The sequence below is a fragment of the Runella sp. CRIBMP genome, from assembly GCF_009905605.1.
Lineage (GTDB): Bacteria > Bacteroidota > Bacteroidia > Cytophagales > Spirosomataceae > Runella.
The window spans coordinates 456,802-480,828 of sequence record NZ_JAAAKZ010000002.1; the positions used below are offsets into that span (position 1 = coordinate 456,802).

A 24,027-nucleotide genomic window follows, 5' to 3' on the forward strand; every position below is an offset into this window, starting at 1 on the left:
CAAAAAATAGCCTATATTTTTGCAGGAAACAGACAAGGAATATGATTTTACAATCCATCCACAGCTATGAAAAAAACTATACTAAAATACATCTTTCTTACCATCTTCAGTGTTTTTGCCCTGACTGATGCTTCGGCGCAGTCAGAAGTGAATCGAAGCAAAAGCCGCCTGAACGTCGGGAAGAAATCAACATCCGTTACTTCACCCACTCTCACCAAGATACCTCGGTCATTGGATCGCAGCATCAATTTGCGCCCAAGCTCGGCCATCAACGCCTACTACCGTTCTATTTTACTAAGTCCGGGCGCTGCTGCGAATGCAAGTGCCGTCAATAAAAACCGTACCAACGGTGAATTGGCCACGGCCTCCGATACCCGCCCGAACTTGGAAGAAGTTGCCAAGTCTGAAGATTTATTTTTTGTGAGCGAAAAACTACGCGTATTGAATGCGTACCCTAATCCCGCAAATGATTACGCTGAGATTGATTATCAGATTTCAGGTAATGTCGGCGACGCAAAAATCTCATTGTATAACATCTTGGGAGCCAACGTAGCTGAATATGATTTGGATAGAAACGAACGTCAACTCCGCATTTCGACCCGTGAAATTCCTACTGGAGTTTACTTTTATCAGTTACTGTTAGAAGGCAAAAAAGTAGCAACCAAAAAATTGCTGATTAGACACTAATTTGCGATAATCAATCACTTAAAACGTATTGAATACTTTTTATGCTTCTATTTCGTTATGAGATATGAAGCAATTTTTGTATTTTTGCGCCCGATATGCGTAACACCCGATTTGGATTTTTTCTGCTGATTTTCACCGCCGTAGTGCTGGGTTCGTGCAGCAAGTTTGCTAAACTGCAAAAGGAAGGAACACTTGAACAGAAGTATGAGGCGGCCCTTCAGTATTACAAGAAAGCTGATTATTATCGTGCTGGCTTGCTGTTTGAAGAAATCACTCCTTTGTTAAATGGCAAAGACGCTCGCCAAGCCGAGCTAGCTCAGTTTTACAATGCCTACTGTAATTTCAAGCAGTCAAACTACAACATGGCACAGTTCCTGTTCAAGAACTTCTATGAAACATTTCAGCGAAGTGAATACGCTCAGGAATCCTTGTACATGCATGCTTATTCGCTGTACAAAGACTCTCCAAACTCAAACCTAGACCAAACCAATACCCTGACCGCGATCAGTGCCCTTCAGGATTTTATCAATACCTACCCTGAAAGTGCATTCCGCGAAGAGAGTACTCAGTTGATATTGGAACTGCGTGACAAATTAGAACGTAAAGCCTACGATAAAGCAAAACTTTACTACAAAACCAGTGAAGCCAACATAGCCAACTACCGTTCGGCCGTAGTTGCCATTAATAATTATCAGAAAGATTTTCCTGATTCTAAATACAATGAGGAGCTGGCCTTTTTACGCGTTGATGCACAATACAATCTAGCAAAGCTGAGCTTCGCCGAAAAGCAAAAAGAACGTTATCAAGACGTTTCAAAATATTATTTGGCATTTTTGGACAAGTACCCCAATAGTAAATACTTACGTCAGGCTGAACGGTATTACGAAAATACTGTAAAAGAATTGGGCGTAATTTTAGAAGCAGAGAAAGCTGAAAAGGCATTGAAGGAGAAAAAACCTTCAGACGCTGGTAAACTTTCGACTCCTTCTTCTACTCAAAACTAAAAGTTGAACATTAAATTATTCAAATACAATGGCAGCAAATCCATCAATCATAACCCGCGACACCGACAAATTGGCCGCGAAAACTGGTAACTTGTACGAATCGGTGGCGATTATTTCACGCCGTTCACGTCAAATTGCCTCCAAAACCAAAGAAGAGCTTAACAACAAGCTTGCTGAGTTTGCCTCAGGTATTGACAACCTCGAAGAAGTATTTGAAAACCGTGAGCAAATCGAGATTTCTAAATTCTACGAGCGTCAGCCTAAGCCAACGGGTATCGCCATTGAAGAATTTATGGAAGATAAACTTTTCTGGCGTTCAAGCGACGAAGAAGTTTAATCTTTTCCTCCCATAAAAAAAGCCGCACGTTGTTTAATCGTGCGGCTTTTTTGTGTCATTTATGTACATTTGGAAGTAAATATTCCTTAAATGCCTACCGTATTTTTTCTTTGTACACTATTGTAACTCATGCCTTCAACCCTTTTCCATAAAAAAATTCTCGTAGGCGTAACGGGGAGTATCGCCGCCTACAAGTCAGCATTGTTGGTGCGTTTGCTCATTAAAGCAGGGGCAGAAGTACAAGTAATCATGACTCAATCGGCGAAAGATTTTATAACACCGTTAACTTTAGCTACTTTATCAAAGCGCCCTGCCCTATCTTCCTACATTGCCGACGAGACTGGGAGTTGGAACAACCACGTAGAGCTAGGATTGTGGGCAGACGCCTTCATCATTGCCCCAGCCACTGCACATACGCTTGCTAAGTGCGCCAACGGACTCTGCGAAGATTTGTTGACCGCCGTTTATCTATCAGCCCGTTGCCCCGTTTTTTTTGCACCCGCCATGGATTTAGACATGTACCTGCATGGCTCTACGGTTGAAAATCTTCTGAAGCTGCAACGCTTCGGCAATTCCATCGTCGAAGCTGAACACGGAGAATTGGCGAGCGGATTGGTCGGAACGGGGAGAATGGCCGAGCCAGAACATATTGTTACTCATCTTGAAAAGCATTTTGCCGCCGTACCAGCCTTAAAAAACAAAAAAATTCTCATCACTGCTGGCCCTACGCAAGAAGCCATTGATCCAGTGCGATACATCAGTAATCATTCAACGGGCAAAATGGGTTTTTCGATGGCAAAAGCATTTTGGATGGCAGGTGCTGATGTTACGGTAGTGAGCGGCCCAACGGCTCAACTCATGCCAGACACCAGCGTCACTGTTGTACCCGTTCGTTCGGCAAAGGAAATGTACGAAGCCACGCAAAAACTATTTGCGGAGGCCGACATTATAATTCTTTCGGCCGCCGTAGCCGATTATACCCCTGCTTACCCCGCCGATCGCAAAATCAAGAAAAAAGAAGCACATTTCAACATTGAACTTACCAAAACGGTAGACATTGCGGCAACGCTCGGGCAGCAAAAACAGGCAGGCCAACTCATGGTTGGTTTTGCCCTTGAAACCGATAATGAGCTAGAAAATGCCTTGGGGAAATTGAAATCCAAAAACCTTGATTTGATTGTGTTGAACTCCTTGAATGACAAAGGCGCGGGTTTTGCACACGATACCAATAAAATTACCGTTATTGAAGCAAACGGAACGGTACACTCCTTTGAGTTAAAATCAAAAACCGACGTTGCCCAAGATATTTTACAACTTGTGGCAGGAAAATTGCACACATAGACACGACTGTTTCAGCATAATGGCAAAATCATGAAAGTTATAAAGAAAGGAATCCGATTACTTTTATTTTCCTTTAGCCTTGTTTTATCTACACAAGCGCAGGAGCTAAATTGCGTTGTTACACTCAATTATAACCAACTTTTTACGCAGCAAAACACGGATAACGCTAGCCTAAATCAACTCAAAAACGTTATTACTGACTTTATGAATGCCCGCAGGTGGACAAATGATAATTTTAACCCTGAAGAGCGCATTAATTGTAAATTGAACATCAACCTTATCCGCTCCCCAGCGCAAGGGGTGTACGAAGGCACCACGCAGCTGATTGTGACGCGCCCCGTGTACGGCACCAATTACGAGACTATTTTACTGAATTTTATTGATCGAAATTTTAACTTTAATTACCTGCCCAACAATCCGATGTATTACAACGAAAATACCTATTCGGATGAGTTGACACAAACCCTTGCGTTTTATGCCTATATTATTTTAGCCGTAGATTATGACTCATTCAGCAAACTAGGTGGCAATAATTACCTGCAACGTGCTCAGCAGGTGGCTAATTTAGCGCTAGGGGTCAATCCCGGCGGCGCACCTGCGGGTTGGAATGCCACCGGCAACGACCGCCGAAATCGTTTTTGGTTGGTCGATAATCTCAACAATCAGCTGATGCTGCCCGTGCGGGAAGGGATTTACAATTATCACCGATTGGCACTCGATACGTTTACCGAAAATCCAATTGGCGCCCGTACCCAAGTCATGAATCTGTTGACTACCCTCCAGCAAACCAACCGAGTATTGCCTGGTTCGGTTTACATCAATTCTTTTTTTGACGCGAAAGGCGAAGAAATCAACAAGATTCTGTTGGAAGCAAGCAAAGAAGACCGCCAAAAGGCCTTTAATATGCTGTCACAGTTAGACCCTTCCAAGACCGAATTGTATCGAAAATTATTAAGATAATTGACCTAACATTGTGGGAAAAAGACTTATCCGAATCGTTCAGTCGGCGCTTTCTGCTCGGACGGAAGAACTTCTGAACCGAGAAATAAACGTAGTCCTTAAGAGCAATCAAACATTTTTTGGCCGTTGTCAAAAAATTGAAAACAACCTTCTCTTTCTGCAAGACCAACGAATGCACCGCCATACCTTTGCTTTTACGCAAATTGACACCGTCGTTTACGACCTTGAGGCGACATTTTAACAAGTTCCGAACACAAAGTCTGTACATTTTGTTGAATAGTTAACTAACTTCGCGGCGGTTCAACCGATTGCTTTATGCTTGCGCATCTACTAATCAAAAATTACGCTTTAATCGACCATTTGGAGCTTACTCCTGACCCACAGCTTAATATCATCACGGGCGAAACGGGGGCGGGTAAATCCATCATGCTCGGCGCTATTGGCTTATTGTTGGGCAGCCGTGCCGATACAAAAGTGCTGTACAATCCTGCGGGAAAATGCATCATTGAAGGCACCTTCGACCTTTCAGGCTACTTCATTGAACACTTATTTGACGAAGAAGAGCTGGATTTTATGACTACCTGCCTCATTCGTCGCGAAATCAGCCCCACTGGCAAATCAAGGGCTTTTATCAATGATACCCCCGTCAATCTGGAATCCCTGCGACGCATTGCGGGCCAATTGATGGATATTCATTCACAGCACGATACCCTGCTGCTCGGCTCTAATGAATTTCAGCTACAGATTGTGGATACTTATGCCCAAAACGAAGAAATACTTCGGCACTATCACACTGATTTTCAGGCGTATCGTAAAGCAAACCAAGTCCATAATCGCCTGATAGCGGAGGCGGCCCAAATGCGGAAAGAGTTTGATTATAACCAATTTTTGTACGACGAACTCGAAAAAGCGCAGCTGCAAGCCGACGAACAGGAACAATTGGAGCAGGAATTGATGATTCTTGAAAATGCCACTGATGTGCGCGAACGGCTGCAACTAGCCACCGAATACCTTGACAATCCCGAACAATCGGTGATTGTGTTTCTAAAAAATGCAGTTTCTAGCCTCAATGCCATCAGTAAGTTTGCGCCTCAGTATGAGCAACTTCGCGAAAGAGCCCAGAGTGTTTACATTGAATTAAAGGATTTGGCGGGCGAAATCAGCGACGAACAAGACAATGTAGAAATAGACGATACCCGCGCCGAAGAAATCCGTGAGCGGCTTAATTTGTTTTACCATTTACAACAAAAGCACCAAGTCAAAACCCTCAAGGAACTCATTGCGATTCAGGCGGAGTTGGAAACAAAAGTGAGCCGGGTGTTAAACCTGGATGAAGACATCAACAAGGCCAAAGCTACCGCCGACAAAGCGCAGGCAAAACTTCAAAAATCGGCTGAAAAGCTTTCCAATAGTCGAAAAGCCGTGATGGCATCTGTCGAAAAGCAGGTAAAGACCTACTTGTTGGAGTTAGGAATGCCCAATGCCGCGCTAAGCATCCAACACACAATCATCGAACCAAGCGAGTCGGGCATTGATGATGTAGACTTTTTGTTCAGTGCCAACAAGGGAATCAAGCCGCAACAACTGAAAAATGTGGCATCGGGGGGGGAATTTTCGCGGTTGATGATGGTGATTAAGTACATTCTGGCCAGCAAACGTAAACTGCCCACCATTGTTTTTGACGAAATTGACACGGGAGTTTCGGGCGAAATTGCCATTAAAATGGGTCAAATGATGCGAGAGATTTCCAAGAGCCACCAAGTGATTTCCATTACGCACTTGCACCAAATAGCCACGCAGGGAACCGCCCATTATTTTGTATACAAAGACAACTCCTCCGAAAAAACGGTGAGCAAGATTCGCAAGCTTACGTTTGAAGAACGAGTGAACGAAATTGCCCAAATGATTGGGGGAAGCAAGCCAAGCGAAGCCATCCTCCAAAATGCCCGTGAAATGCTTCAGACGCAATCGGGAGTCAAGCAAACAAATTTATTTTAGAAAATCAATCAATTGTTAATCAACAAATTACGTTCAAATCAGTCCTTAATTAGAAATGAAAAATATAATCATCGCCTTCGGCATCGTATTGTTTGCATGTGCATGTTCGGAAGACAAAGGCTCCGTAGAACAGACTGAAAAAGAAGTATTTGTCATCCACGATGAAGTAATGCCCAAAATGGGACAACTCATGGAATTAAAAACGGGGCTGAGTAAAGAAATCAGCGCGATTGACAGCTTGGTAAAAATCACCCCCAATGACAGCCTTCAAAAGCGCAAAGAAGAAGCGTTGGCGCTGAGTGTTGCCTTAACCGAAGCCGATCAAGGAATGATGAACTGGATGCACGATTACAACGGGGATTCTTTAAAAGCGCTCTCTGGCGAGGAAGCCGTAAAGGCCATGAATGCCGAGAAAACCAAAATCAGCGCAGTACGTGATAAAATGCTCGAAAGCATGGCCAAAGCTGAGCAGTTTTTAAAGAAATAACCCATTAATTGTGATTGAGCACCCAAGCTATGAAAAACACCATTTTTGCCCTTTTATTTTTAGTCATTTGGGGTTGTAACAAAAACTCCGACCGTTTGCCCATCTTGGGCGAGCGCGAAACCACCACCCGAATCGTGGACGGTAAGGAAGTCGTTGATACACTCTACCATACCATTCCTGATTTTAAGTTTGTGAGTCAAAACGGCGACACTGTTACGGCCCAAAATTTCAAAGACAAAATTTACGTTGCGGATTTTTTCTTTACCACCTGCCCCACGATTTGCCCCGTGATGAAAAAACAAATGTTGAAAGTCTACGAAAAAATCAAGGGACAGAACGACGTAGCCATTCTTTCCCACACGATTGACCCCGACCACGACACCCCTGCCGTGTTGAAAGAATACGCCACTGATTTGGGCGTAACGGGCAACCAATGGCTTTTTGTGACGGGTAATCGCGAAAAAATTTATGAAATTGGGGAGAAAAAGTACTTGGTCGTTGCGGGGGCTGATTCCACCGCTCCAGGGGGATACATCCACAGCGGTGCCTTTGTATTGGTCGATAAAGAAAAACACGTCCGTGGGATGTACAACGGCACCGACGAGGAAGCCACCAAGCGGCTTATCGCTGACATCGAACGTTTGCAAGAAGAATACAAAAACAAAGAGTAAGGAGTGCGGAGTGCGTTTATAAATTAAGGTATATGCTACATTTTTTTAGGGTTAGTTTCTTTCGTTATTCGGCGCTTAGTTCTGGGTTTCTATTCCTCTTTTTCTTCTCCTGTCAAAGTGAAGAAAGTACAAAACATGCACAGTACGTAGCAGAAGGCTATACTTTGTTTCAGACGCACTGCGCCAACTGTCACCAACGCGATGGCAAAGGACTAAGCAATTTATATCCCGCCATTGTACCCGAATATCTTAAAGACAAAGCAAAAGTTATTTGTTGGATTAAAAACGGAGTAAATCAATCGGTAACGGTCAATGGAAAAACCTTTAATCGACCCATGCCTGCTAATCCAGCCCTAAAAGAATTGGAGATTGCCGAAATCATGACGTATATGTACACCACATGGGGCAACGACGCTAAAATTACCACCACCGAAACCGTACAAAAAGCATTGGAGCAATGCGTATCTAACTGATACCCACTGCTCCAATGTATACTTCTCTGCACGGTTTGCCGTTGCTATGATTAAATTTTAATACCCCACACGTCGTTCATCGAACGCCCAAGCAAAGCATTGGCTTCTTTGTCATTTTTAAACGATTCTTTCTTCGGATTCCATTGCAGCGGTCGATTGAGTTGGTAGGCAATATTTCCGATGTTACAAACCGACGCCGTCCGGTGGCCAATTTCCACGTCACAGATGGGTTTGCTCCGTTTGCGCATCGCATCAAAAAAATCTTTATAGTGATTTTCGCTCTTATACACGTGTTTTTCGGTTTCTGCGATTACGCGCGTAGCCAATGAGGCAGGCGTAGTTTCTATTTTCTTACGTTGTACCCGAAGTTCACCTTCCGTTCCCGTAAAGAGAATCGCATTGTTCCAGTCCCATTTTTCGTGGGTCATCACGATGCCGTTATCGTACCGATAGGTTAGAAAAGGGTGCTCTTTGCCATCGGGAGCAATCACTTCTACGGGGCCGCTGTTGTCCTTATCCAACGCCCATTGTACAATGTCAAACATGTGTGCCCCCCAATCGGTCACCATACCACCACCAAATTCTTTGTAATTCCGCCAGTTGGGAAATACGTCTTTGGAAATCGGAGGAGCCAATTCCGAATTGAAAGCAACGGGCATATTAGGTCCTAACCAAGCATTCCAGTCCAACCCTTCAGGAATCGGCTCAGCGGGCAAATCGTACGGTTTGGGCGGCGGGCCCACGTTCACTTTGATGCTTTTTATTTCACCGATATAACCGTTTCGAACCAATTCAGCCGCTTGCCGAAACTCTGGCCACGAGCGCTGCATGCTACCCGTTTGAAACACCCGGTCGTATTTGCGGGCGGCATCCACCATGGCCCGACCTTCTTTGACCGTCAGCGCCAACGGTTTTTCGCAATAAATATCCTTTCCTGCTTCCGCCGCCCTGACGGCCATAGCCGCATGCCAGTGATCCGGCGTGGCAATGACGACTGCATCGACATCTTTGCGGGCAAGCAACTCTCTGAAATCATTGTAAACGGGGATATCCGAATAAGTCCCCGCCTGTGTGTTTTTTTCGTAATATGTTTTGATGCGGTCGAGGGTCAATTGCGCCTTGGCCCTATATACTTCACTGATGGCCACAATACGCGCCTCGTTGGTCCCTAAAAACGAGTTAGTCAATCCTTTGCCCTGTTTGCCGGTCCCGATAAAACCCAAGGAAATAATGTCACTTGGTGCCAAATATTTCGACCCGTCAGGTCTTTTGCCGCCCAATACAAAGCGAGGGACAATCATAAATCCTGTCAGGGCTTTGGTCGTCATTCCGACGAAATCTCTACGGTTGATGGGGGTTGAATTTTCTTCTTTCATCTGAAAATTTAGATTGAATATAGCTACTCTCCCAAAAGCAGCCTAACCAAAAGTTTATACTTGTATGGGGTCCCATTCACCGATATTTCCAAAAAAAACACCACCTGAAACGCCGTATTTAGTGATTGTCAGGGTTATGAATTAACTAGTGCTCAAATTAACTTTTTGAAATATGTAACCCGCACAGCCTTTTAGGAGTCTACCCATTAATCCAACCGCTGAATCAATCCTTTTTTCAATGATAAGACCAATCATTCTTTGGACAATAATTTTGATTTTTTTCAGCGTTGCCTATGGGCAGGAGCGTTATTTTCCGCATTATACAACTGCCGACGGACTTCCCAGCAATACAGTGTACAAAGTAGTGAAAGATGAGCGTGGCTTTTTATGGCTGGCCACCAGCAATGGTATCTGCCGATTTGATGGGCATCGCTTTGAAACATTCTCCCTTAAGGGACTGGTCAATGATGTTGAATTCATTGATATTTCTATCGGAAAGCAAGGACGCATCTGGTTTATTCCCTTTTCTGGTGATGTTTTGCTCTTCGACGGCTCTAGATTTCGCAACGGAAAATCCTTTTTCGGAACGTCTTTTCAATCAGTACAGCAAATTTATGAAGATGATTTTGGTAATATTTGGGTTGTCAAACAAAGGGCTGACATCTTTCGCTTCCATCTCGCTTCCCAAAAACTTACAGCAATTAAGGGAAAGGCATACACATATAAAAATATTGTTAACATTTCGGCTCCTAATCAGATATTTATTAATGACGGAGATTATTGTATAGAACTCTTCAGTAGCAAACAGCTTTTTTCATTACCTGAAGGTTTTAGCAAAAATCGTCCTCGAACTATTTGCCATGTAGACTCCCTTAAATATATTTACCCTTCCAACGCTGCCGTTTGTTTTTATAATGCGGGTAAAATCAACACCGTAAAAGTACCCGAACTGCCTTATAAAAACACTATTTTTGTCAATTTACACCACAAAACAGTATGTGTCGGAACTTCCGATCAAGGGCTGTTTTTGTTTAAAATGCAAGGGGATAAACTTTCGTATGTATCCAACCAATTGCCAGGGCGAAGCATTACTTACACCGCTTCAGACAACGAAGGAAACATATGGATAGCTACCTACAACGATGGACTTTACTGCATGTCTCCTCGGGCGGCTTACCAAATTTCCAACATCGGAATCTACAATACCGAGCCTTTGAGCGTCGGTAAACTCAACCAGGAGTTGTTGGTGGGTCTCAACCGAGGAAATATAGAGATTGTAGTGGATAATATTCCGCGAAAAAGCTTTGATTTTGAAAAGTCGTACAGCGTAAAACCCCTTACATCTCGTGTCAAAAATATCCGTATCCGTCCGAGGGCTGCCTGGATGTCGTATGAAAACATCCTTTATCGCTACGATGGTCGAGCATTCAAGTCGTATTTTATAAACGGTAATATTAAAGACATTGCCTTCTCCGATTCATTGATTTTCCTCGCCACGCATCACGGGGCTTATGTTTCCACTGAAAATGAATTGGCAGATTGGGAAATAAAACCTCCCTTTACGACCTCCAAATACCAATATTTATTAGCCAATCATACCGATAAAAGAAAAATAATGTTGGAGCGTTCAACGGCGATTGCTTACGATTCATATGAAAAACGACTCTGGATAGGACAACCCAACGGGTTGATAACATTCAGCCGCCGCAAAATAGAAAAAACCCTTAAAAACGGTGTTTTCAAGTCGCAAATATCGGATACATTGCCGTCTGTTTTGCAAAATTTCAAATACAGAATCACCGCGTTAGCTACTCTGCCAGACGGCAGTCTGGTCATCGGAACAACCGCCGCGGGTATTTTTTTCTACAATAACCGTCAACTTTTCAACCTTTCCGTCGAAGAGGGTTTATCCAACAATTTTGTTCAGTCATTCTTTATAAGCGAAGATAAAATACTGTGGGTGAACACAATCAATGGACTGAACAAAATAAGCATTGATAATATTCCACAAAAAAAATGGCACATTACTATCTATAATACAAGCAACGGATTGGCGACCAATATTGTCAATGATGTATTTGTAAAACATGACTCTATCTGGGTGGCAACATCGGGAGGGGTCACTTTTTTAAAAGACATTTCGAGCAGTAATAAACTACCGATTCCCGTACACATTACCAATGTTTGGGCAGATGACAGCCTCATTGGTATCACGCCGCGTTTATCCATAGAAAGTCAAGACGAAGTCAGGTTTAACTTTTACGCTATCAGCCGTCAATGGGCTGGTAATTTACGGTATCGCTTCCGACTCTTAGGGAACATGTTCGGCTCCTATTCGTCTTATAATCAATGGAGTACCACCGATGAGCATACTGCCATTTTCACAAAGTTACTGCCGGGCAGCTATCAGTTTGAGCTGGAAGCTATTTCGAAAGAACGAGGGTTGATCTTGGGAAAAACATCCTTAGAATTTAAAGTTACCATGCCTTGGTATCTCAATCCCATCATAAAGGGCACCCTTATTACTTCATTTTGTTTTGCTTTGCTTACCGTTTTGTTTATGTATTATTATCGTCGGGAGCGAAAGGCAAGGGCATTCAATGAAGAATTCAATGAGTTGGAAAAACAGGCATTTCGAGCCCAGATGAATCCTCATTTTATTTTCAACTGTCTCAATGCGATTCAAGAGTTTCTCACAAATAACGAATCTGAACAGGCCCATCGATATCTTTCACAATTTGCCAAGTTGATTCGTAAATCATTGGATTTTACCAAACGTAGCACGGTATTTTTAACCGATGAAATCGACTTCCTGAAGCTGTATATCAAATTAGAACAATTGCGGTACCTGCATCCTTTCAGGGTTGAAATTAATATCCATTCAGGGGTGAAAGCCAACGAAACAGAAGTTCCTTCGCTTTTGTTGCAGCCGTTTGTTGAAAATGCCATCAGACACGGGCAACTGGGCCGAATGAGGGAAGAAGGTCTGCTCAGGATAGACTTTGAATATGCGGAGAAGTATCTATACTGCACAATCGACGACAACGGTGTGGGTTTGGAGTTCTCCCAAAATTCCAAAACGGCCATTGCAAAAGAACATACTTCACAAGGTTTGGACATCGTTAAAAAAAGAATAAAATTAATCAACCAGTTGAGTGACGAAAGCCACAGTATTGACGTCTTTGATAAGAAGAACCTCAATCCAACATTGCGAGGGACGCGTGTTTTAATGAAATTGTATATCGGTTAAACTGCGAATACTGCCTTGCCCGACCCAAATGAAATATACCGAGCTGTCATAGTTGAAGACGAAGATCGAAGTCGTAAATTATTGGAGAACATGCTGGGTAAATACTGTCCACAAATTGAAATCGTCGGGGTTGCAGATACCCTTGAAACGGCGTTAACAATCATCAGCTCCCTTCAGCCCGATGTAGTATTTTTAGACATCGAACTGCCCGATGGCTCTGGTTTTAAAGTGCTGGATAGGCTACCCAATCTTTCATTCAGCGTTATTTTTGTTACGGCCTATGAACATTACGCCCTGAAAGCACTCAAACGCTCTGCGTTGGACTACCTGCTCAAACCCCTTGACATTGATGATTTGGTAGCCGCAGTACAAAAGCTTCCCCCTTTAAGCGCCGTTACAAAACACCTAGAAGGGCAGAGCATGATTTTAAACAGCTATATCAATGGGGCGCCCCGCGATCAATACATCATGGCCATGCCCACCATTGAAGGGCTGATTTTTATTCATGACGAAGAAGTAATCGCCTGCCGCAGCGACAGTAATTATACCCATTTAACATTAACAAATAACCGTAAATTTCTGGTTTCCCGTACCCTCAATGATATTGAGGAGATGTTGTCAGAAGATTTATTTTGCAGGGTGCACCATTCACACATTGTAAATCTCAAACATATTCGCCGCTATTTTAAAGGCAAAGGCGGTTATTTAGAAATGTCTGACGGCTCTACCGTTGAAGTATCCTCCCGCAAAAAAAACGACTTTTTAGCTCGCTTTGCCTAAACGCACTATTTGTCTTTTTCTCCACACTTACTCACTCACAGTACGCACTTACTCAGTAGGAGTTTGGCAGGTTGTTGTATTGCTCTATGTTTGACAGATAAAAATTTCGATGCCCGACAGCAGGCATAATTAACATAAACATGTATGAATACACAACCTTATTTTTTCAATACGTTACCGAGTCTGAGAATTCAATCATCTGATGGAAAACAGACCGTTGATACCGCTCAAATCCTTTTTCTTGAAGCATGTGGCAATTATACCTTTTTACATCTTGTCACCGGCTCCCGCCTGATTGCCTCCAAAAACGTGGGCCTTTTTGAGGCACCCTTAGCCCAATTCGGCTTCATTCGCCTCAATAAAAGCATCATTGTCAATTTATCATTCGTCAAGGATACCTGTTATAAAGACCAGGAGTTTGCCATTAAACTCATAAATGACCAATGGTACAACTGTTCGAGACGCAAAACTCCGAAGGTGAAAAAACTCATTAAACAGTCAAAAACTTTGTAATGTTTATTCATCATGAAATCATCAACATAAAGCCACTTCTAAAATGAAAAAAATTTTATTTCTAACTGCATTTGTAGGATTTACGCAGGCATGGGCGCAAGACCAAAGCTTTACTATTCAAGATCAACTAAAAAGTGTCACGATTATGCCAAACAGTATCCTTACAAAACGTGAAGGGGCTGGATTTGACACTGTCAAAAACAACATAATTATTGGAAAACGCAATCTGCTAAACCCTAAAACGCACGAAAATAACATTGCCATCGGGGTAGATGTATTATCACAAAATGGCTTAGGCAGCACCACTGGTGGTTTTCAGTCTTTTGGCAACATTGGGGTTGGTAAGAGTGCTCTTTCTGCCAACTCACTAGGCTATGAAAATATTGCCATTGGGAACAATTCATTGCTATCAAATACCATAGGCAAACGTAATGTGGCCCTAGGAGTTGGAACACTTTTGGCCAATGAATCGGGGGAGGAAAATATCAGTATTGGCTACAATTCATTGCAAACTTCGACAAGTAGCAGCAACAACCTAGCATTGGGAAGTTATGCCTTACAGCAACTCAGTACCGGAACCAATAATTTAGCCTTTGGAAAAATGGCCCTTAGAGGGATAAATATACCTACTACGCATTCATTCTCAGATAATATTGCCATTGGCAATTCTGCTCAACAGGGAATTTGGACTGGAAAGGACAATGTCGCCCTTGGATCTCAAAGTATGCAATTCATAGCCGGCGGCTATTACAATGTAGCCATAGGAAGCCGCGCATTTAGGGGAGGCACCTACGAATATGGATGGGAAGGAAGTGGAAACGTAGCCATTGGCTATGAGTCGCTTACTTCCAACACAGACGGTGAAGGCAACATCGCAATAGGTTACAAAGCGGGCCGTAGTGAGGTGGGATCAAACAAGCTTTATATCGAAAATTCGGACAGCTCCACACCACTTATAGGAGGAGATTTTGCCAACAACCGAGTCGGAATCAATCGTTCAATAAGTGCCATTGCCGCTGCTGCTCATGCCCTTCAGGTACAGGGAGATGCGTTGGTCATTGGAAAAACGGTCATTTCAGCGACCGCCGCCACCCCAAGGGCCTCACTTGACGTGGTTGGTACGGATGCCATTGTGGTTCCGGTAGGTACCAAAGCCCAAAGACCAACCAGTCCGGTTGTGGGGATGATTCGCTACAATTCTGAGAACGACAAGTACGAGGGATACGTACTTGATAACGGCACCGGCTCTCCCGGCTGGAAAGATCTGCATTGATGCCTGCTTCATTAAGGATTGTCGAGTTATTAAAATAACATCAATTGTGTGGCATCATTTAAGCGATTGATTTATACACATCTTAGTGTCACCATTGCACGATGTCGAAGAGAAGCGGTAAGGTCAAAAATGAGCGAATTGATTCCATAGAAAAGCTAATCATGACAATATATAAGTATCGAGGCACAATAAATTTAAAATTCCCGCTAAGGCGTAAATCTGCAAAGTATTTATTTTATTATCAATGACCTATTCCCTTTGCCACTTTGCGTCTCTGCGTGATTAAAATTGCCTTAGTACTTAAACTCAATCACTCTTTAAATTAACAAATCTTGAAATACATTATTTTTTTAATAGCAGTTCAATTGATTTCGGTGCAGATGTATGCGCAAATCACGGTCACGGGTGCCAGTACAGCAGGAGCAAACACAACCTATAATTTAGGCACGGCCCAAACTGTACAGGTGTTCAACAGCGATGCCGGTACAAATTTATATTCAAACATTCCTTATAATCTGCCGATGCCCTATTCTTATACTATGTACCGAATGTATCGTGTAGGAGGAGTTTGGACGTTAGATCAGGTAATAGTAAGTGCTAGTGTAGGAGTTAATATTTCTACTTTGTATACAATTTCAAATAACTCGAACAATCCCCCCTGTAATTGGGGCAACGGGGTTTTGTTGGCAGGAACCTGTGAGGTACAACCTGTACAATCCGCTACGATTACGCCCGGATTTATTACCATACCTCAATTCTCCTTTGCTGCTATTTCGGCAATAATCTCACCTCAAAGAGGAATGATGGTGTATGATATCACCAATGAATGCCTGCGGTATTATAACGGCAGCGTCTGGAAAAAGGTTGCTTTTACAGAATAAGTTTGGAGAATCGCTGCCAATGAGTAATGTCTTTAAGATAATTGTAAACATCAGATGAAAATCATTCGTATACTTTTACTAAATCTTGTTCTTTTTGGACTATTTTCTGTAGTTCAGGCACAAGTAACGCTTCAATCTGGGTGCATTTTTTTGTCGTCAGAAGGGCCCAAAACCTACCAACCCTACACAGGTATAATCCCCTTTACAAAAGACGCCGGCACCAACGTTTATCGGTTGGTCTTTGCCAGTGGTCCACCCTCCATAGTGATGTATATCTTTCGAGAAGGTGGCTTTTGGAAACACGGTATTGTTGCAACCGGTGCTGAGGTAAGTATATCTTATGCCATGACCCAAATAAGTCAGTCACTCAATCCCCCCTGCAACGGGTGGTGGCGTCGTTTGAGTGACGGGCAGGTGTGCCAACAGGAAATGACTGGAACATGCGATGCCAACTTTGAAAACAGCACTTATACCGAGTTAATGCCTCGTTATGTACAGTTGGCGGGGTTGCCTACTGTGGCTGTCAATCAAATCCCCAATCCTCGAAACGGCATGATGGTTTATGATCTAACCACGCACACCGTAAAAGTGTATAGTAACGGCAGTTGGCGAAGTTTAAGTTTTCAGTAAAAGGCACCGAATGAAAAGTATCATAATGCTATGTATCATCCTGATGATTGGACAATCCTTATCATCATTGGCAGCAATCGAGAAAAATGAAACAAATTGTCCGACTCTTTCCATATCCCAATCTCCCACCGGCACAATTTGCCAAGGCAATTATGTAACGCTTAATGCCCCAGGATGTACGGGTGTCGGAGCCAACGTAACGTGGCATAAGGACGACCCCAACAGTGCCTCGGTAGCATCGGGGCAGTATTATTCTCCACAGATGAACACCGCCGGAACAACCACTTACTATGCCAAGTGCTTCACCTCCACCTGTAACACCCCTACCCCGGTAAGCCACAATGTGACGGTAAGCCCCATCCCTACCGCACCTACGCGGGTAAGTACAATGATAAACAACATCCGTACCAACGAAAGTTATGTATTTGAAGTAGCGGCCACGAGCGGGCTAACCTACACATGGTCAGGTTTTCCGGCAGGTTCGGTCATTACACCCCTTACGGCTTCTTCCATCAAAGTAAGTGTACAGTTTCCTACAACATTCGCCTCGGGGTATGCGTACGCTTATGCAATAAATGACACTTGCCAAAGCACAGAGACTTTCTTTTGGTGTGAAACGGTACAAGCACTACCACCCAACGCCCCTCTACGCCCGTCGTAGGCATGATTCGCTACAATAAAACAACCTGAAAGTATGAAGGCTATGCCGAGGATACATCAGGAGGAACATTTTCATGGAAAGAGTTCAATTAATCCATCAAACAATCATGGTAAATCATATATTTAAAATGGGTATTGCGTTGGCTTTTTGGTCAATACAAATATCGCAAGCGCAGTTTAATCGAATAGAAGATGTCAACTGCGTGCATTGTGATGCCCCCTTGGTGCAATTCAACGGCTCCCTGTATTTTGTTACCAATACAACCGCTACTATCAAACTTTTTAAGTCGGATGGTTCATTCAATGGCAAAATACTAGTAAAAGAGATTCCAAGATACGGAGCAGGGGTCAACGGAATTACCCTCAAAGTAATAAACAATGTACTTTGTATCGAAGATACGTATTTGCTCTATGCAGGTGGTGGAAGCCCCCATTACGCGCTTTGGGTGAGTGATGGTACCACAGCTGGCACAGTTGAAGTATATGACTTCGGGGTTAATGGCCCAAAATATGGTGTCAGTGGAAGCAATGTGTACTACGTGAACGGTGGGGTGAACTTAAAACTTCACAATACGAATACCCAATTGCTCAACGCTGGTGGCATAAGCAACTTTGTTTCGGATGGTACAGGCAATGTCTATTTTGCAGCAGGTGGTAGTGTCTATAAAAGCAATGGTACAGCGGCGGGGACCACTGTACACATCAATAGCATCAATTTCCTTCCTCTCTATTTGCAAGCCAACAAGCTCTATCTAGGCTTCGACCCCTCTTCTGGTTTTTATTATACCGATGTCAATACCACCAATTCTTACACCAATGTAGCCAATACTCGCCTTGGTGAAATACTCTTTAAGGACAACAGTAACAACTACGTTTACTATCTCAATGGCTATAACGACCCGCCCACACCTTCAGGCGACGGTATTCGCCTGTACAGAACAGACGGTACCACTGCGGGCACTATCAAACTCCAAGACGTGCTGGGTGCTTCGTCAATCGGGAAAATAGGAAGTAAATATTTTTATACAGTAGGTCAAGGAAACGATATTTATCAAACAGATGGCACGGTAGCGGGTACTACTTTATTTTACTCGGGCAATTTTAGGGCTGCTACCCAAGCAGGTACTACGACGTATCTCTGGAAATACAATGCCAACAACCAAAGCTTTAATCTATGGCAAACCGATGGTACTACGGCGGGTACGCAAGTAGTGGTGGGGGGCAATCATCGCTCATTTGTAGGTACTGATTTCTTGTCTAACTCTATCTCTACAGTCTGGTACAACGGTACTTTGTACTTTTACTCTGGTATTAGTGGAGGAGAAAGCGGGTTATACAAATATGTGGGCTGTCCAGCACCACCGCCTGCACCTGCCAATTTTGTGGTAAAGTCGGAGACGGTTTGTAACAATAATCAAAATCCACTTTACACAGTGAGCTCAGTTTTGGAGGCTACTTCTTATACATGGAGCTATTCTGGAAGTGCAACCATCCACAACCCTACCACTGCTGGTGCCTCTAATAACCTATATTTTACAAGCACCTCTACGGCAGGAACACTGAGTGTGAGAGCTGTTAATGGATGTGGTACCAGCACGCCCCTTACGTTGCCTATTGTCGTAAAGTCATTGCCCGTACAACCCTACTACGCACCCAGCAACCCCACGCAGGCTTGTGCAGGCAAGAGCATCGTACTCACCGCCAACACTGACCCCAATGTAGATTCCTATAATTACAGTTACGTGTCGGGCACAGGAGCTACTTTTGGCAGTAATACCAATCCTGTCACGGTTTCGTTTGCGGCCAATGCCACCTCGGGTGTTGTTTATGCCACTCCTGTCAATAGCTGTGGTACAGGCCTTACCAAAGCCAGGAGTATTACGATTATAGGCCCACCGCAGCCCAATATGGCCTCTTATCCTGCCAGCACGACTATCAATAGTGGAGAATACATCAGTTTGTATTATAATGATAACGGTGGCTGTTTAAACTATGCAGGCATCACTTGGTCATCTGGACAAACGGGAAGCAATATTTACGTTGGTCCAACTACTACCACCACTTATACCTTCACTTGCACTAATTCTTGTGGTAATCTGGTCACTTCTGTGCCAATTACCGTGACGGTCATTGGAGGGTGTCCGCCTACGCTCATAGTCAATTCTTCAACCACCTCACCTGCCAAAGCGGGTGATCATATCACCACCTCAGGAACTATCAATTATACATCAGGCAGTAGGCTTTATCAGGCCGGCAAAGCCATAACCATTACGCCACCCACCGGAGGAAACGGGTTTTGGCAAACGGAGAAGGGAACCGTCTTTGAAGCAAGAATTGAGGGATGTCAATAAAATAGTAAAGGATTTTTTAATCAATGATTTTCCGAAATGAAAAAACATTTGTATTCTCTTTTTGGGCTTATAGTAAGCTGTATCCCCTTATTTGGACAAAACTGCGGGACCTCTTCTCCGACGGATGCTGATGAACTTTTCTTTGGTAAATTCATCCACAAGCACGCGAAAAGTAAAAACACCCGGGCAGGTGCGGTACCCCTCAAGTATGTCCCAGTAAAGGTGCACATTATCCGCAACGATGACGGCAGCGGCGGGGTGGACCTCATTGCCCTCAATGCCAAATTTGCCGAATTGAACAGAGCCTTTTTACCCGTAGGATTACAGTTTTATTTTGGCGGGAGCGGTTCTTTCGGCGGCACTAATCCCGCCACTGACTCTCCGCATTTTATCAACAGCACTACCTATAATACCACCATTAATTACAGCAATGCAAACACATTTACGGGTATTTTATCAGCCTACAACGTTAGCAATGCCATCAATCTATACATAAGCAGTACCATCATTGGTGCCGAAGGATTTGCCACACAGCCAAACGCGAGTTTTAACCATGTCTTTGTGAATTATTTAGCCATTTCGAACGCAGTAAATAAAACGCTGCTGCACGAATTCGGCCATTATTTCGGTCTTTACCATACTTTTCAGGACAGCAATCATGCCACTGTGTCAAATCGAGAAGTAGTTACAAGAGGCTTAGGAGCCAACTGCTCTACTAGAGGCGATCGGGTGTGTGATACTCCTGCCGATCCTTATGAACAACTAAACTCCACACAAAGAAACAACGTCAATAATGCATGTAGCTATGCCCTGACAACGCCCATCGATGCCAACGGCGTCTCTTATCAACCAAGCATCACAAATGTAATGTCGTATTGGAGCAGAATATGCGGTCTTAATCAACATGGACAATTGACTCCCGGACAGTATGAACGTATGAAAATCGGTTACATCGCTCGAACCGACCCTTCCAACCAATACACCCTAGACTGCGCCCCTGTTAATCAACCCTTGCCGGGTTTGCCAACGGCAGTTATGGGGGTCAACGGAATCATCCTGCAATGGACCGATAATTCTACCACTGAAACAGGGTATTTTGTCGAAAGAGCTGAATCAACCAACGCCCAATACATTTGTTTGGGAGGCGTCGGTCCCGGCACCAACACCTATATTGATTCAGAATTCAGTGCGGGAAGAACCTATCATTACCGAATCCGCGCCTCCAACACCACCGATTTTTCTGGAATCGTTTCCATCACTGTTCCTCAGAATCAAACCAGTTATTGCTTTCCCGTCTACACCAACCAAGTATGCACTTTGGTAAGTTCATTCATCACCAAAGTAAAAATCAACGGCACGGCCCTCGATAACACATCGGATTTCCCTTCCCCCTGTAATGCCAATAATTTCTCCGATTTTACGGCCATTCCACCCGCTGCTTTGATAGCTGGACAAAGCTATACTTTCATCTTAAAAGGGTCAACTTCGCAACACTATGCTATCTGGATTGATGCCAATCAAAACGGCACGTTTGAAACCCCGGAAATGATTGCCAAATCCACTACATCCAGCGAAATGATCGGCACAACTGAAAAATCCGTTTTGGTGACGTTACCTACAACGCTCCTCAACGGCCCTACCCGAATGCGGGTCAGAACCGCTGACTTTGCAAGCGGAGGTGTAACCAATGCCTGCAGTCGCTACACGGTAGGTGAAACCGAAGACTATACAGTTACGATCAGCAACGGAAGTTCCTTACCCCAAATCCAGCTTTTATCGACATTCCCCCCCCTGTGTGCCAGCGGGAACTATCAGGCAAGCTTTACAACCTCAGGGTCATTTTCAGGCAATAACACCTTTAAAGCCGAGCTTTCTGACACATACGGAAATTTTGCGGCTGGTACTGAAGTCGGTAACGGGACCAGCAGTCCTTTGACTGTTTCACTCCCTCCCCTGTTAGCCCCAGGCAGCTACTACCGGCTGAGAATCATCTCAACAGACATCAGCGTATCAACCAACAGCGAAAGTATCCAGGTATATTCGAAGCCTGAGGCGTCTATCGCGGTTTCCGGCAATGCGGTGGTTTGTGCGCCAACAACTGTCTCATTAACTGCCGCTGCGGGCGAAGGCTATACCTATACGTGGAAAAACAATGCGGGCACACTGCCCAGTGCGACCAATCAAACATTGGCTGCGGCCCAAACGGAGAATTACCGGGTGGAAATTTCACAAAATGGGTGTATCAATGAATCAGGGCCCGTCGCAGTGACCATCAATCCCAAAGTGCAAGTGAATCTGTCAGGTGCTGCAAGTATATATGCCAGTCAATCGGCCAATTTGAGTGTTTCATTGATCATGGGAACTCTTCCGTATCAACTTACCCTTTCGACCGGTCAACAGTTTACAAACAGTATGAATAATCCTTTTACGATTTCGGTTTCTCCCACAACAACGACAACTTACACGATTACTCAGGTAAGCAATACGCAATGCGGGGCTGGCACTGCCACCGGCAGCGCCCTGATCACGGTTTTACCAACGCAGTTCCCTTGTCCCCAAACGCTTGCCGTCCATGCCTCCCTCCCCGCACCTTATCAAGCCTCGGAAACCATAACAACAACGGGTACTATCCAATATACTTCTGGCAATATAACCTATACCGCAGGAAAATCAATCACCATCACCTCTCCTGCCAATGGTGGCTTTTGGCAAAGTGGCCCCAATACCGTTTTTGAAGCAAAAATTACGGGATGTCAATAAAAAGGCGAAGAATCAGTTCAAAACCAATTTCTTTTTACTTTGCCTGATTTCCGTCAATAACTGCGTAAGTTCCCTTACTTTTTCAGGATTTTGTTCATACAAATTGTTTTTTTCCGAAACATCATCCGATAAATTATAAAGCTGTCCTGCGGCTTCTCCGACTTTGGGTTTTATTTCTTTCGGTTCGGTAAATCCACCTGAGCCAAGGCCTTCAATCAATTTCCAGTCGCCTTTGCGAATGGCAAAAAAACCACTCGATGAACTATGCACCACGGCCGGTTGTGTAGTCACTTGTTTTGCTTTCCCTGTCAATACGGGCAAAATGCTGTAACTGTCTTCACTATTGTATTTAGTATCTTTCGTTCCAACGATTTCTGCGCAAGTAGCCATCAAATTTGCCAAGGTTGTCGTGGCATTGCTGACGACGTTTGGTTTGACTTTATTCGGCCAACGAACGACAAACGGCACGCGGTGCCCACCTTCAAAAGCATCACCTTTCATTCCTCTAAACGGCCCAGCGGCAGCGTGTCCAAATTGTTCGACAAAATTGGGTCGCCAATACGGGCCATTATCGCTGGTAAAAATAACAAGGGTGTTTTCGGCAAGTCCAGATGCTTCCAAGGATTTCAGAATTTCGCCCACTGCCGCGTCCACCTGTTGCACAAAATCGCCGTATTCTCCCGCTTTTGATTTACCTACGTAGTTTTTGGTGGGCACCCAAGGCGTATGCGGACCCGCCAACGGAACATACAAGAAGAAGGGTCTTTCTTGGGTTTGTTTTTTCAAAAATGCATTGGCTTTGCTAACAAATTCAGGTAATACCCCATAAAAATCAAACGAGGGTGACATTTTTCCCTCACGCCAAAAGGGACCTGTATAGCCCGATTCCAATTTATTCCCTTTGGTATAGGCCGTGGGTTGTTCGGTCAATTGTTGGTTTTCCAAATAACAATACGGTGGCATATCCAAAGAGGCAGGCAAAATATAGGAATAATCAAATCCAACGCTCTGAGGTCCTCCTGTGGTTTTTTTGGTAAAATCAATCTCCTCAGGATTCATCTCTGTTTTGATGCCGTAGTTCTCTGTTTTTAGCAATTCTTCCTTGCCTTTCGGCACTTCCCAATCCAGACCCAAATGCCATTTGCCCACCACACCCGTTTGATAACCTTGACTTTTGAGTAATGTAGCAACAGTGGGTCGATTTTCCTCAATCAACGTACGACTATACCCTCTTAATACGCCTACGGGCAAGCGGCTCCGCCAAGGGTAGCGGCCAGTCATTAGAGCATAACGCGTTGGTGTACAGACCGATGAAGGAGAGTGGGCATCCGTAAACCGCATTCCTTGCATGGCAAGTTTATCAATATTTGGTGTCGCAATTTTCCCTTGCGGATTATAGATTGAAACATCGCCATAGCCCATGTCATCGGCTAAAATATAGACAATGTTGGGCATTTTATTTTTCTGCACGGTCGGTTTAAAGGATAAAAAAGCCGATGCGATACCAATGAAGAGGATGGTTAGGAGGGAGTAGGTTGTTTTTTTCATTTTATAAGATAAGGCATGGAAGAATCAATTTGTTCTTGAATTAATAT

Annotated in this window: 21 protein-coding genes; 19 read left to right on the forward strand and 2 right to left on the reverse strand. The window is 43.9% G+C overall.

The features are described from left to right. The first annotated feature begins 66 nt into the window (after positions 1 to 66). The 10 genes from GVN20_RS07005 to GVN20_RS07050 all read left to right on the forward strand — a co-directional run bounded on the left by GVN20_RS07005 (position 67) and on the right by GVN20_RS07050 (position 7,958). A complete protein-coding gene (locus GVN20_RS07005; protein ID WP_166557643.1) occupies positions 67 to 687 on the forward strand; it encodes a T9SS type A sorting domain-containing protein in 621 nt (206 codons plus the stop codon). 95 nt (positions 688 to 782) lie between these two features. Further along, entirely contained in the window at positions 783 to 1,691 is a 909-nt protein-coding gene (locus GVN20_RS07010) for an outer membrane protein assembly factor BamD (protein WP_166557644.1), read from the forward strand. Positions 1,692 to 1,719: 28 nt separating this feature from the next. Continuing rightward, positions 1,720 to 2,028 (forward strand): DNA-directed RNA polymerase subunit omega, encoded by a 309-nt coding sequence (locus GVN20_RS07015; RefSeq protein ID WP_114065458.1) that lies wholly within the window; start codon positions 1,720 to 1,722, stop codon positions 2,026 to 2,028. Positions 2,029 to 2,157: 129 nt separating this feature from the next. Continuing rightward, positions 2,158 to 3,369 carry a bifunctional phosphopantothenoylcysteine decarboxylase/phosphopantothenate--cysteine ligase CoaBC gene (gene coaBC, locus GVN20_RS07020; RefSeq protein ID WP_166557645.1) on the forward strand — a complete coding sequence of 404 codons (1,212 nt, stop codon included), beginning with the start codon at positions 2,158 to 2,160 and terminating at the stop codon, positions 3,367 to 3,369. Between the two features lie 30 nt (positions 3,370 to 3,399). Next, positions 3,400 to 4,329, forward strand: a complete 930-nt coding sequence (locus GVN20_RS07025) for a DUF4835 family protein (RefSeq protein ID WP_166557646.1) — start codon at positions 3,400 to 3,402, stop codon at positions 4,327 to 4,329. A gap of 13 nt (positions 4,330 to 4,342) precedes the next feature. Next, positions 4,343 to 4,570 carry a hypothetical protein gene (locus GVN20_RS07030; RefSeq protein ID WP_166557647.1) on the forward strand — a complete coding sequence of 76 codons (228 nt, stop codon included), beginning with the start codon at positions 4,343 to 4,345 and terminating at the stop codon, positions 4,568 to 4,570. 74 nt (positions 4,571 to 4,644) lie between these two features. Beyond that, entirely contained in the window at positions 4,645 to 6,327 is a 1,683-nt protein-coding gene (gene recN / locus GVN20_RS07035; protein WP_166557648.1) for a DNA repair protein RecN, read from the forward strand. A gap of 55 nt (positions 6,328 to 6,382) precedes the next feature. Then, the gene (locus GVN20_RS07040; RefSeq protein WP_166557649.1) at positions 6,383 to 6,814 is read left to right on the forward strand and encodes a viral A-type inclusion protein; all 432 of its coding nucleotides are present in this window, start codon (positions 6,383 to 6,385) and stop codon (positions 6,812 to 6,814) included. 29 nt (positions 6,815 to 6,843) lie between these two features. After that, positions 6,844 to 7,485: an SCO family protein gene (locus tag GVN20_RS07045; protein WP_166557650.1), complete on the forward strand. Its 642-nt coding sequence runs from the start codon at positions 6,844 to 6,846 to the stop codon at positions 7,483 to 7,485. A 32-nt stretch (positions 7,486 to 7,517) separates the two neighbouring features. Then, complete coding sequence (locus tag GVN20_RS07050; protein WP_166557651.1) at positions 7,518 to 7,958, forward strand: cytochrome c; 441 nt, start codon at positions 7,518 to 7,520, stop codon at positions 7,956 to 7,958. Between the two features lie 50 nt (positions 7,959 to 8,008). Here GVN20_RS07050 and GVN20_RS07055 read toward each other — a convergent pair whose 3' ends face one another. Beyond that, positions 8,009 to 9,334 carry a Gfo/Idh/MocA family protein gene (locus tag GVN20_RS07055; RefSeq protein ID WP_166557652.1) on the reverse strand — a complete coding sequence of 442 codons (1,326 nt, stop codon included), beginning with the start codon at positions 9,332 to 9,334 and terminating at the stop codon, positions 8,009 to 8,011. Positions 9,335 to 9,572: 238 nt separating this feature from the next. Here GVN20_RS07055 and GVN20_RS07060 point away from each other — a divergent pair, with 238 nt between their 5' ends. The 9 genes from GVN20_RS07060 to GVN20_RS07100 all read left to right on the forward strand — a co-directional run bounded on the left by GVN20_RS07060 (position 9,573) and on the right by GVN20_RS07100 (position 22,432). Beyond that, on the forward strand, positions 9,573 to 12,584 hold the full coding sequence (locus GVN20_RS07060; RefSeq protein WP_166557653.1) for a sensor histidine kinase: 3,012 nt from the start codon (positions 9,573 to 9,575) through the stop codon (positions 12,582 to 12,584). A gap of 15 nt (positions 12,585 to 12,599) precedes the next feature. Next, on the forward strand, positions 12,600 to 13,364 hold the full coding sequence (locus tag GVN20_RS07065) for a LytTR family DNA-binding domain-containing protein (RefSeq protein WP_166557654.1): 765 nt from the start codon (positions 12,600 to 12,602) through the stop codon (positions 13,362 to 13,364). A gap of 144 nt (positions 13,365 to 13,508) precedes the next feature. Further along, positions 13,509 to 13,877: a LytTR family DNA-binding domain-containing protein gene (locus GVN20_RS07070; RefSeq protein WP_166557655.1), complete on the forward strand. Its 369-nt coding sequence runs from the start codon at positions 13,509 to 13,511 to the stop codon at positions 13,875 to 13,877. Between the two features lie 43 nt (positions 13,878 to 13,920). Continuing rightward, positions 13,921 to 15,150: a hypothetical protein gene (locus GVN20_RS07075; RefSeq protein WP_166557656.1), complete on the forward strand. Its 1,230-nt coding sequence runs from the start codon at positions 13,921 to 13,923 to the stop codon at positions 15,148 to 15,150. A 332-nt stretch (positions 15,151 to 15,482) separates the two neighbouring features. Further along, positions 15,483 to 16,031, forward strand: coding sequence for a hypothetical protein (locus tag GVN20_RS07080; protein WP_166557657.1), 549 nt, complete (start codon positions 15,483 to 15,485; stop codon positions 16,029 to 16,031). 54 nt (positions 16,032 to 16,085) lie between these two features. Continuing rightward, positions 16,086 to 16,661: a hypothetical protein gene (locus GVN20_RS07085; protein ID WP_166557658.1), complete on the forward strand. Its 576-nt coding sequence runs from the start codon at positions 16,086 to 16,088 to the stop codon at positions 16,659 to 16,661. 10 nt (positions 16,662 to 16,671) lie between these two features. Continuing rightward, positions 16,672 to 17,322: a hypothetical protein gene (locus GVN20_RS07090; RefSeq protein ID WP_166557659.1), complete on the forward strand. Its 651-nt coding sequence runs from the start codon at positions 16,672 to 16,674 to the stop codon at positions 17,320 to 17,322. A 106-nt stretch (positions 17,323 to 17,428) separates the two neighbouring features. Next, on the forward strand, positions 17,429 to 19,672 hold the full coding sequence (locus GVN20_RS07095; RefSeq protein ID WP_166557660.1) for a hypothetical protein: 2,244 nt from the start codon (positions 17,429 to 17,431) through the stop codon (positions 19,670 to 19,672). Between the two features lie 36 nt (positions 19,673 to 19,708). Continuing rightward, positions 19,709 to 22,432 (forward strand): GEVED domain-containing protein, encoded by a 2,724-nt coding sequence (locus tag GVN20_RS07100; protein ID WP_166557661.1) that lies wholly within the window; start codon positions 19,709 to 19,711, stop codon positions 22,430 to 22,432. Between the two features lie 12 nt (positions 22,433 to 22,444). Here GVN20_RS07100 and GVN20_RS07105 read toward each other — a convergent pair whose 3' ends face one another. Next, positions 22,445 to 23,980 carry an arylsulfatase gene (locus GVN20_RS07105; protein WP_166557662.1) on the reverse strand — a complete coding sequence of 512 codons (1,536 nt, stop codon included), beginning with the start codon at positions 23,978 to 23,980 and terminating at the stop codon, positions 22,445 to 22,447. Between the last annotated feature and the right edge of the window lie 47 nt (positions 23,981 to 24,027).

Excerpts from the sequence above, each read along its gene's own strand:
- GVN20_RS07005 (WP_166557643.1), top strand. The coding sequence starts at position 67 with ATGAAAAAAACTATACTAAAATACATCTTTCTTACCATCTTCAGTGTT.
- GVN20_RS07010 (WP_166557644.1), top strand. The coding sequence starts at position 783 with ATGCGTAACACCCGATTTGGATTTTTTCTGCTGATTTTCACCGCCGTA.
- GVN20_RS07015 (WP_114065458.1), top strand. The coding sequence starts at position 1,720 with ATGGCAGCAAATCCATCAATCATAACCCGCGACACCGACAAATTGGCC.
- coaBC (WP_166557645.1), top strand. The coding sequence starts at position 2,158 with ATGCCTTCAACCCTTTTCCATAAAAAAATTCTCGTAGGCGTAACGGGG.
- GVN20_RS07025 (WP_166557646.1), top strand. The coding sequence starts at position 3,400 with ATGAAAGTTATAAAGAAAGGAATCCGATTACTTTTATTTTCCTTTAGC.
- recN (WP_166557648.1), top strand. The coding sequence starts at position 4,645 with ATGCTTGCGCATCTACTAATCAAAAATTACGCTTTAATCGACCATTTG.
- GVN20_RS07040 (WP_166557649.1), top strand. The coding sequence starts at position 6,383 with ATGAAAAATATAATCATCGCCTTCGGCATCGTATTGTTTGCATGTGCA.
- GVN20_RS07045 (WP_166557650.1), top strand. The coding sequence starts at position 6,844 with ATGAAAAACACCATTTTTGCCCTTTTATTTTTAGTCATTTGGGGTTGT.
- GVN20_RS07050 (WP_166557651.1), top strand. The coding sequence starts at position 7,518 with ATGCTACATTTTTTTAGGGTTAGTTTCTTTCGTTATTCGGCGCTTAGT.
- GVN20_RS07055 (WP_166557652.1), bottom strand. The coding sequence starts at position 9,334 with ATGAAAGAAGAAAATTCAACCCCCATCAACCGTAGAGATTTCGTCGGA.
- GVN20_RS07060 (WP_166557653.1), top strand. The coding sequence starts at position 9,573 with ATGATAAGACCAATCATTCTTTGGACAATAATTTTGATTTTTTTCAGC.
- GVN20_RS07070 (WP_166557655.1), top strand. The coding sequence starts at position 13,509 with ATGAATACACAACCTTATTTTTTCAATACGTTACCGAGTCTGAGAATT.
- GVN20_RS07075 (WP_166557656.1), top strand. The coding sequence starts at position 13,921 with ATGAAAAAAATTTTATTTCTAACTGCATTTGTAGGATTTACGCAGGCA.
- GVN20_RS07085 (WP_166557658.1), top strand. The coding sequence starts at position 16,086 with ATGAAAATCATTCGTATACTTTTACTAAATCTTGTTCTTTTTGGACTA.
- GVN20_RS07090 (WP_166557659.1), top strand. The coding sequence starts at position 16,672 with ATGAAAAGTATCATAATGCTATGTATCATCCTGATGATTGGACAATCC.
- GVN20_RS07095 (WP_166557660.1), top strand. The coding sequence starts at position 17,429 with ATGGTAAATCATATATTTAAAATGGGTATTGCGTTGGCTTTTTGGTCA.
- GVN20_RS07100 (WP_166557661.1), top strand. The coding sequence starts at position 19,709 with ATGAAAAAACATTTGTATTCTCTTTTTGGGCTTATAGTAAGCTGTATC.
- GVN20_RS07105 (WP_166557662.1), bottom strand. The coding sequence starts at position 23,980 with ATGAAAAAAACAACCTACTCCCTCCTAACCATCCTCTTCATTGGTATC.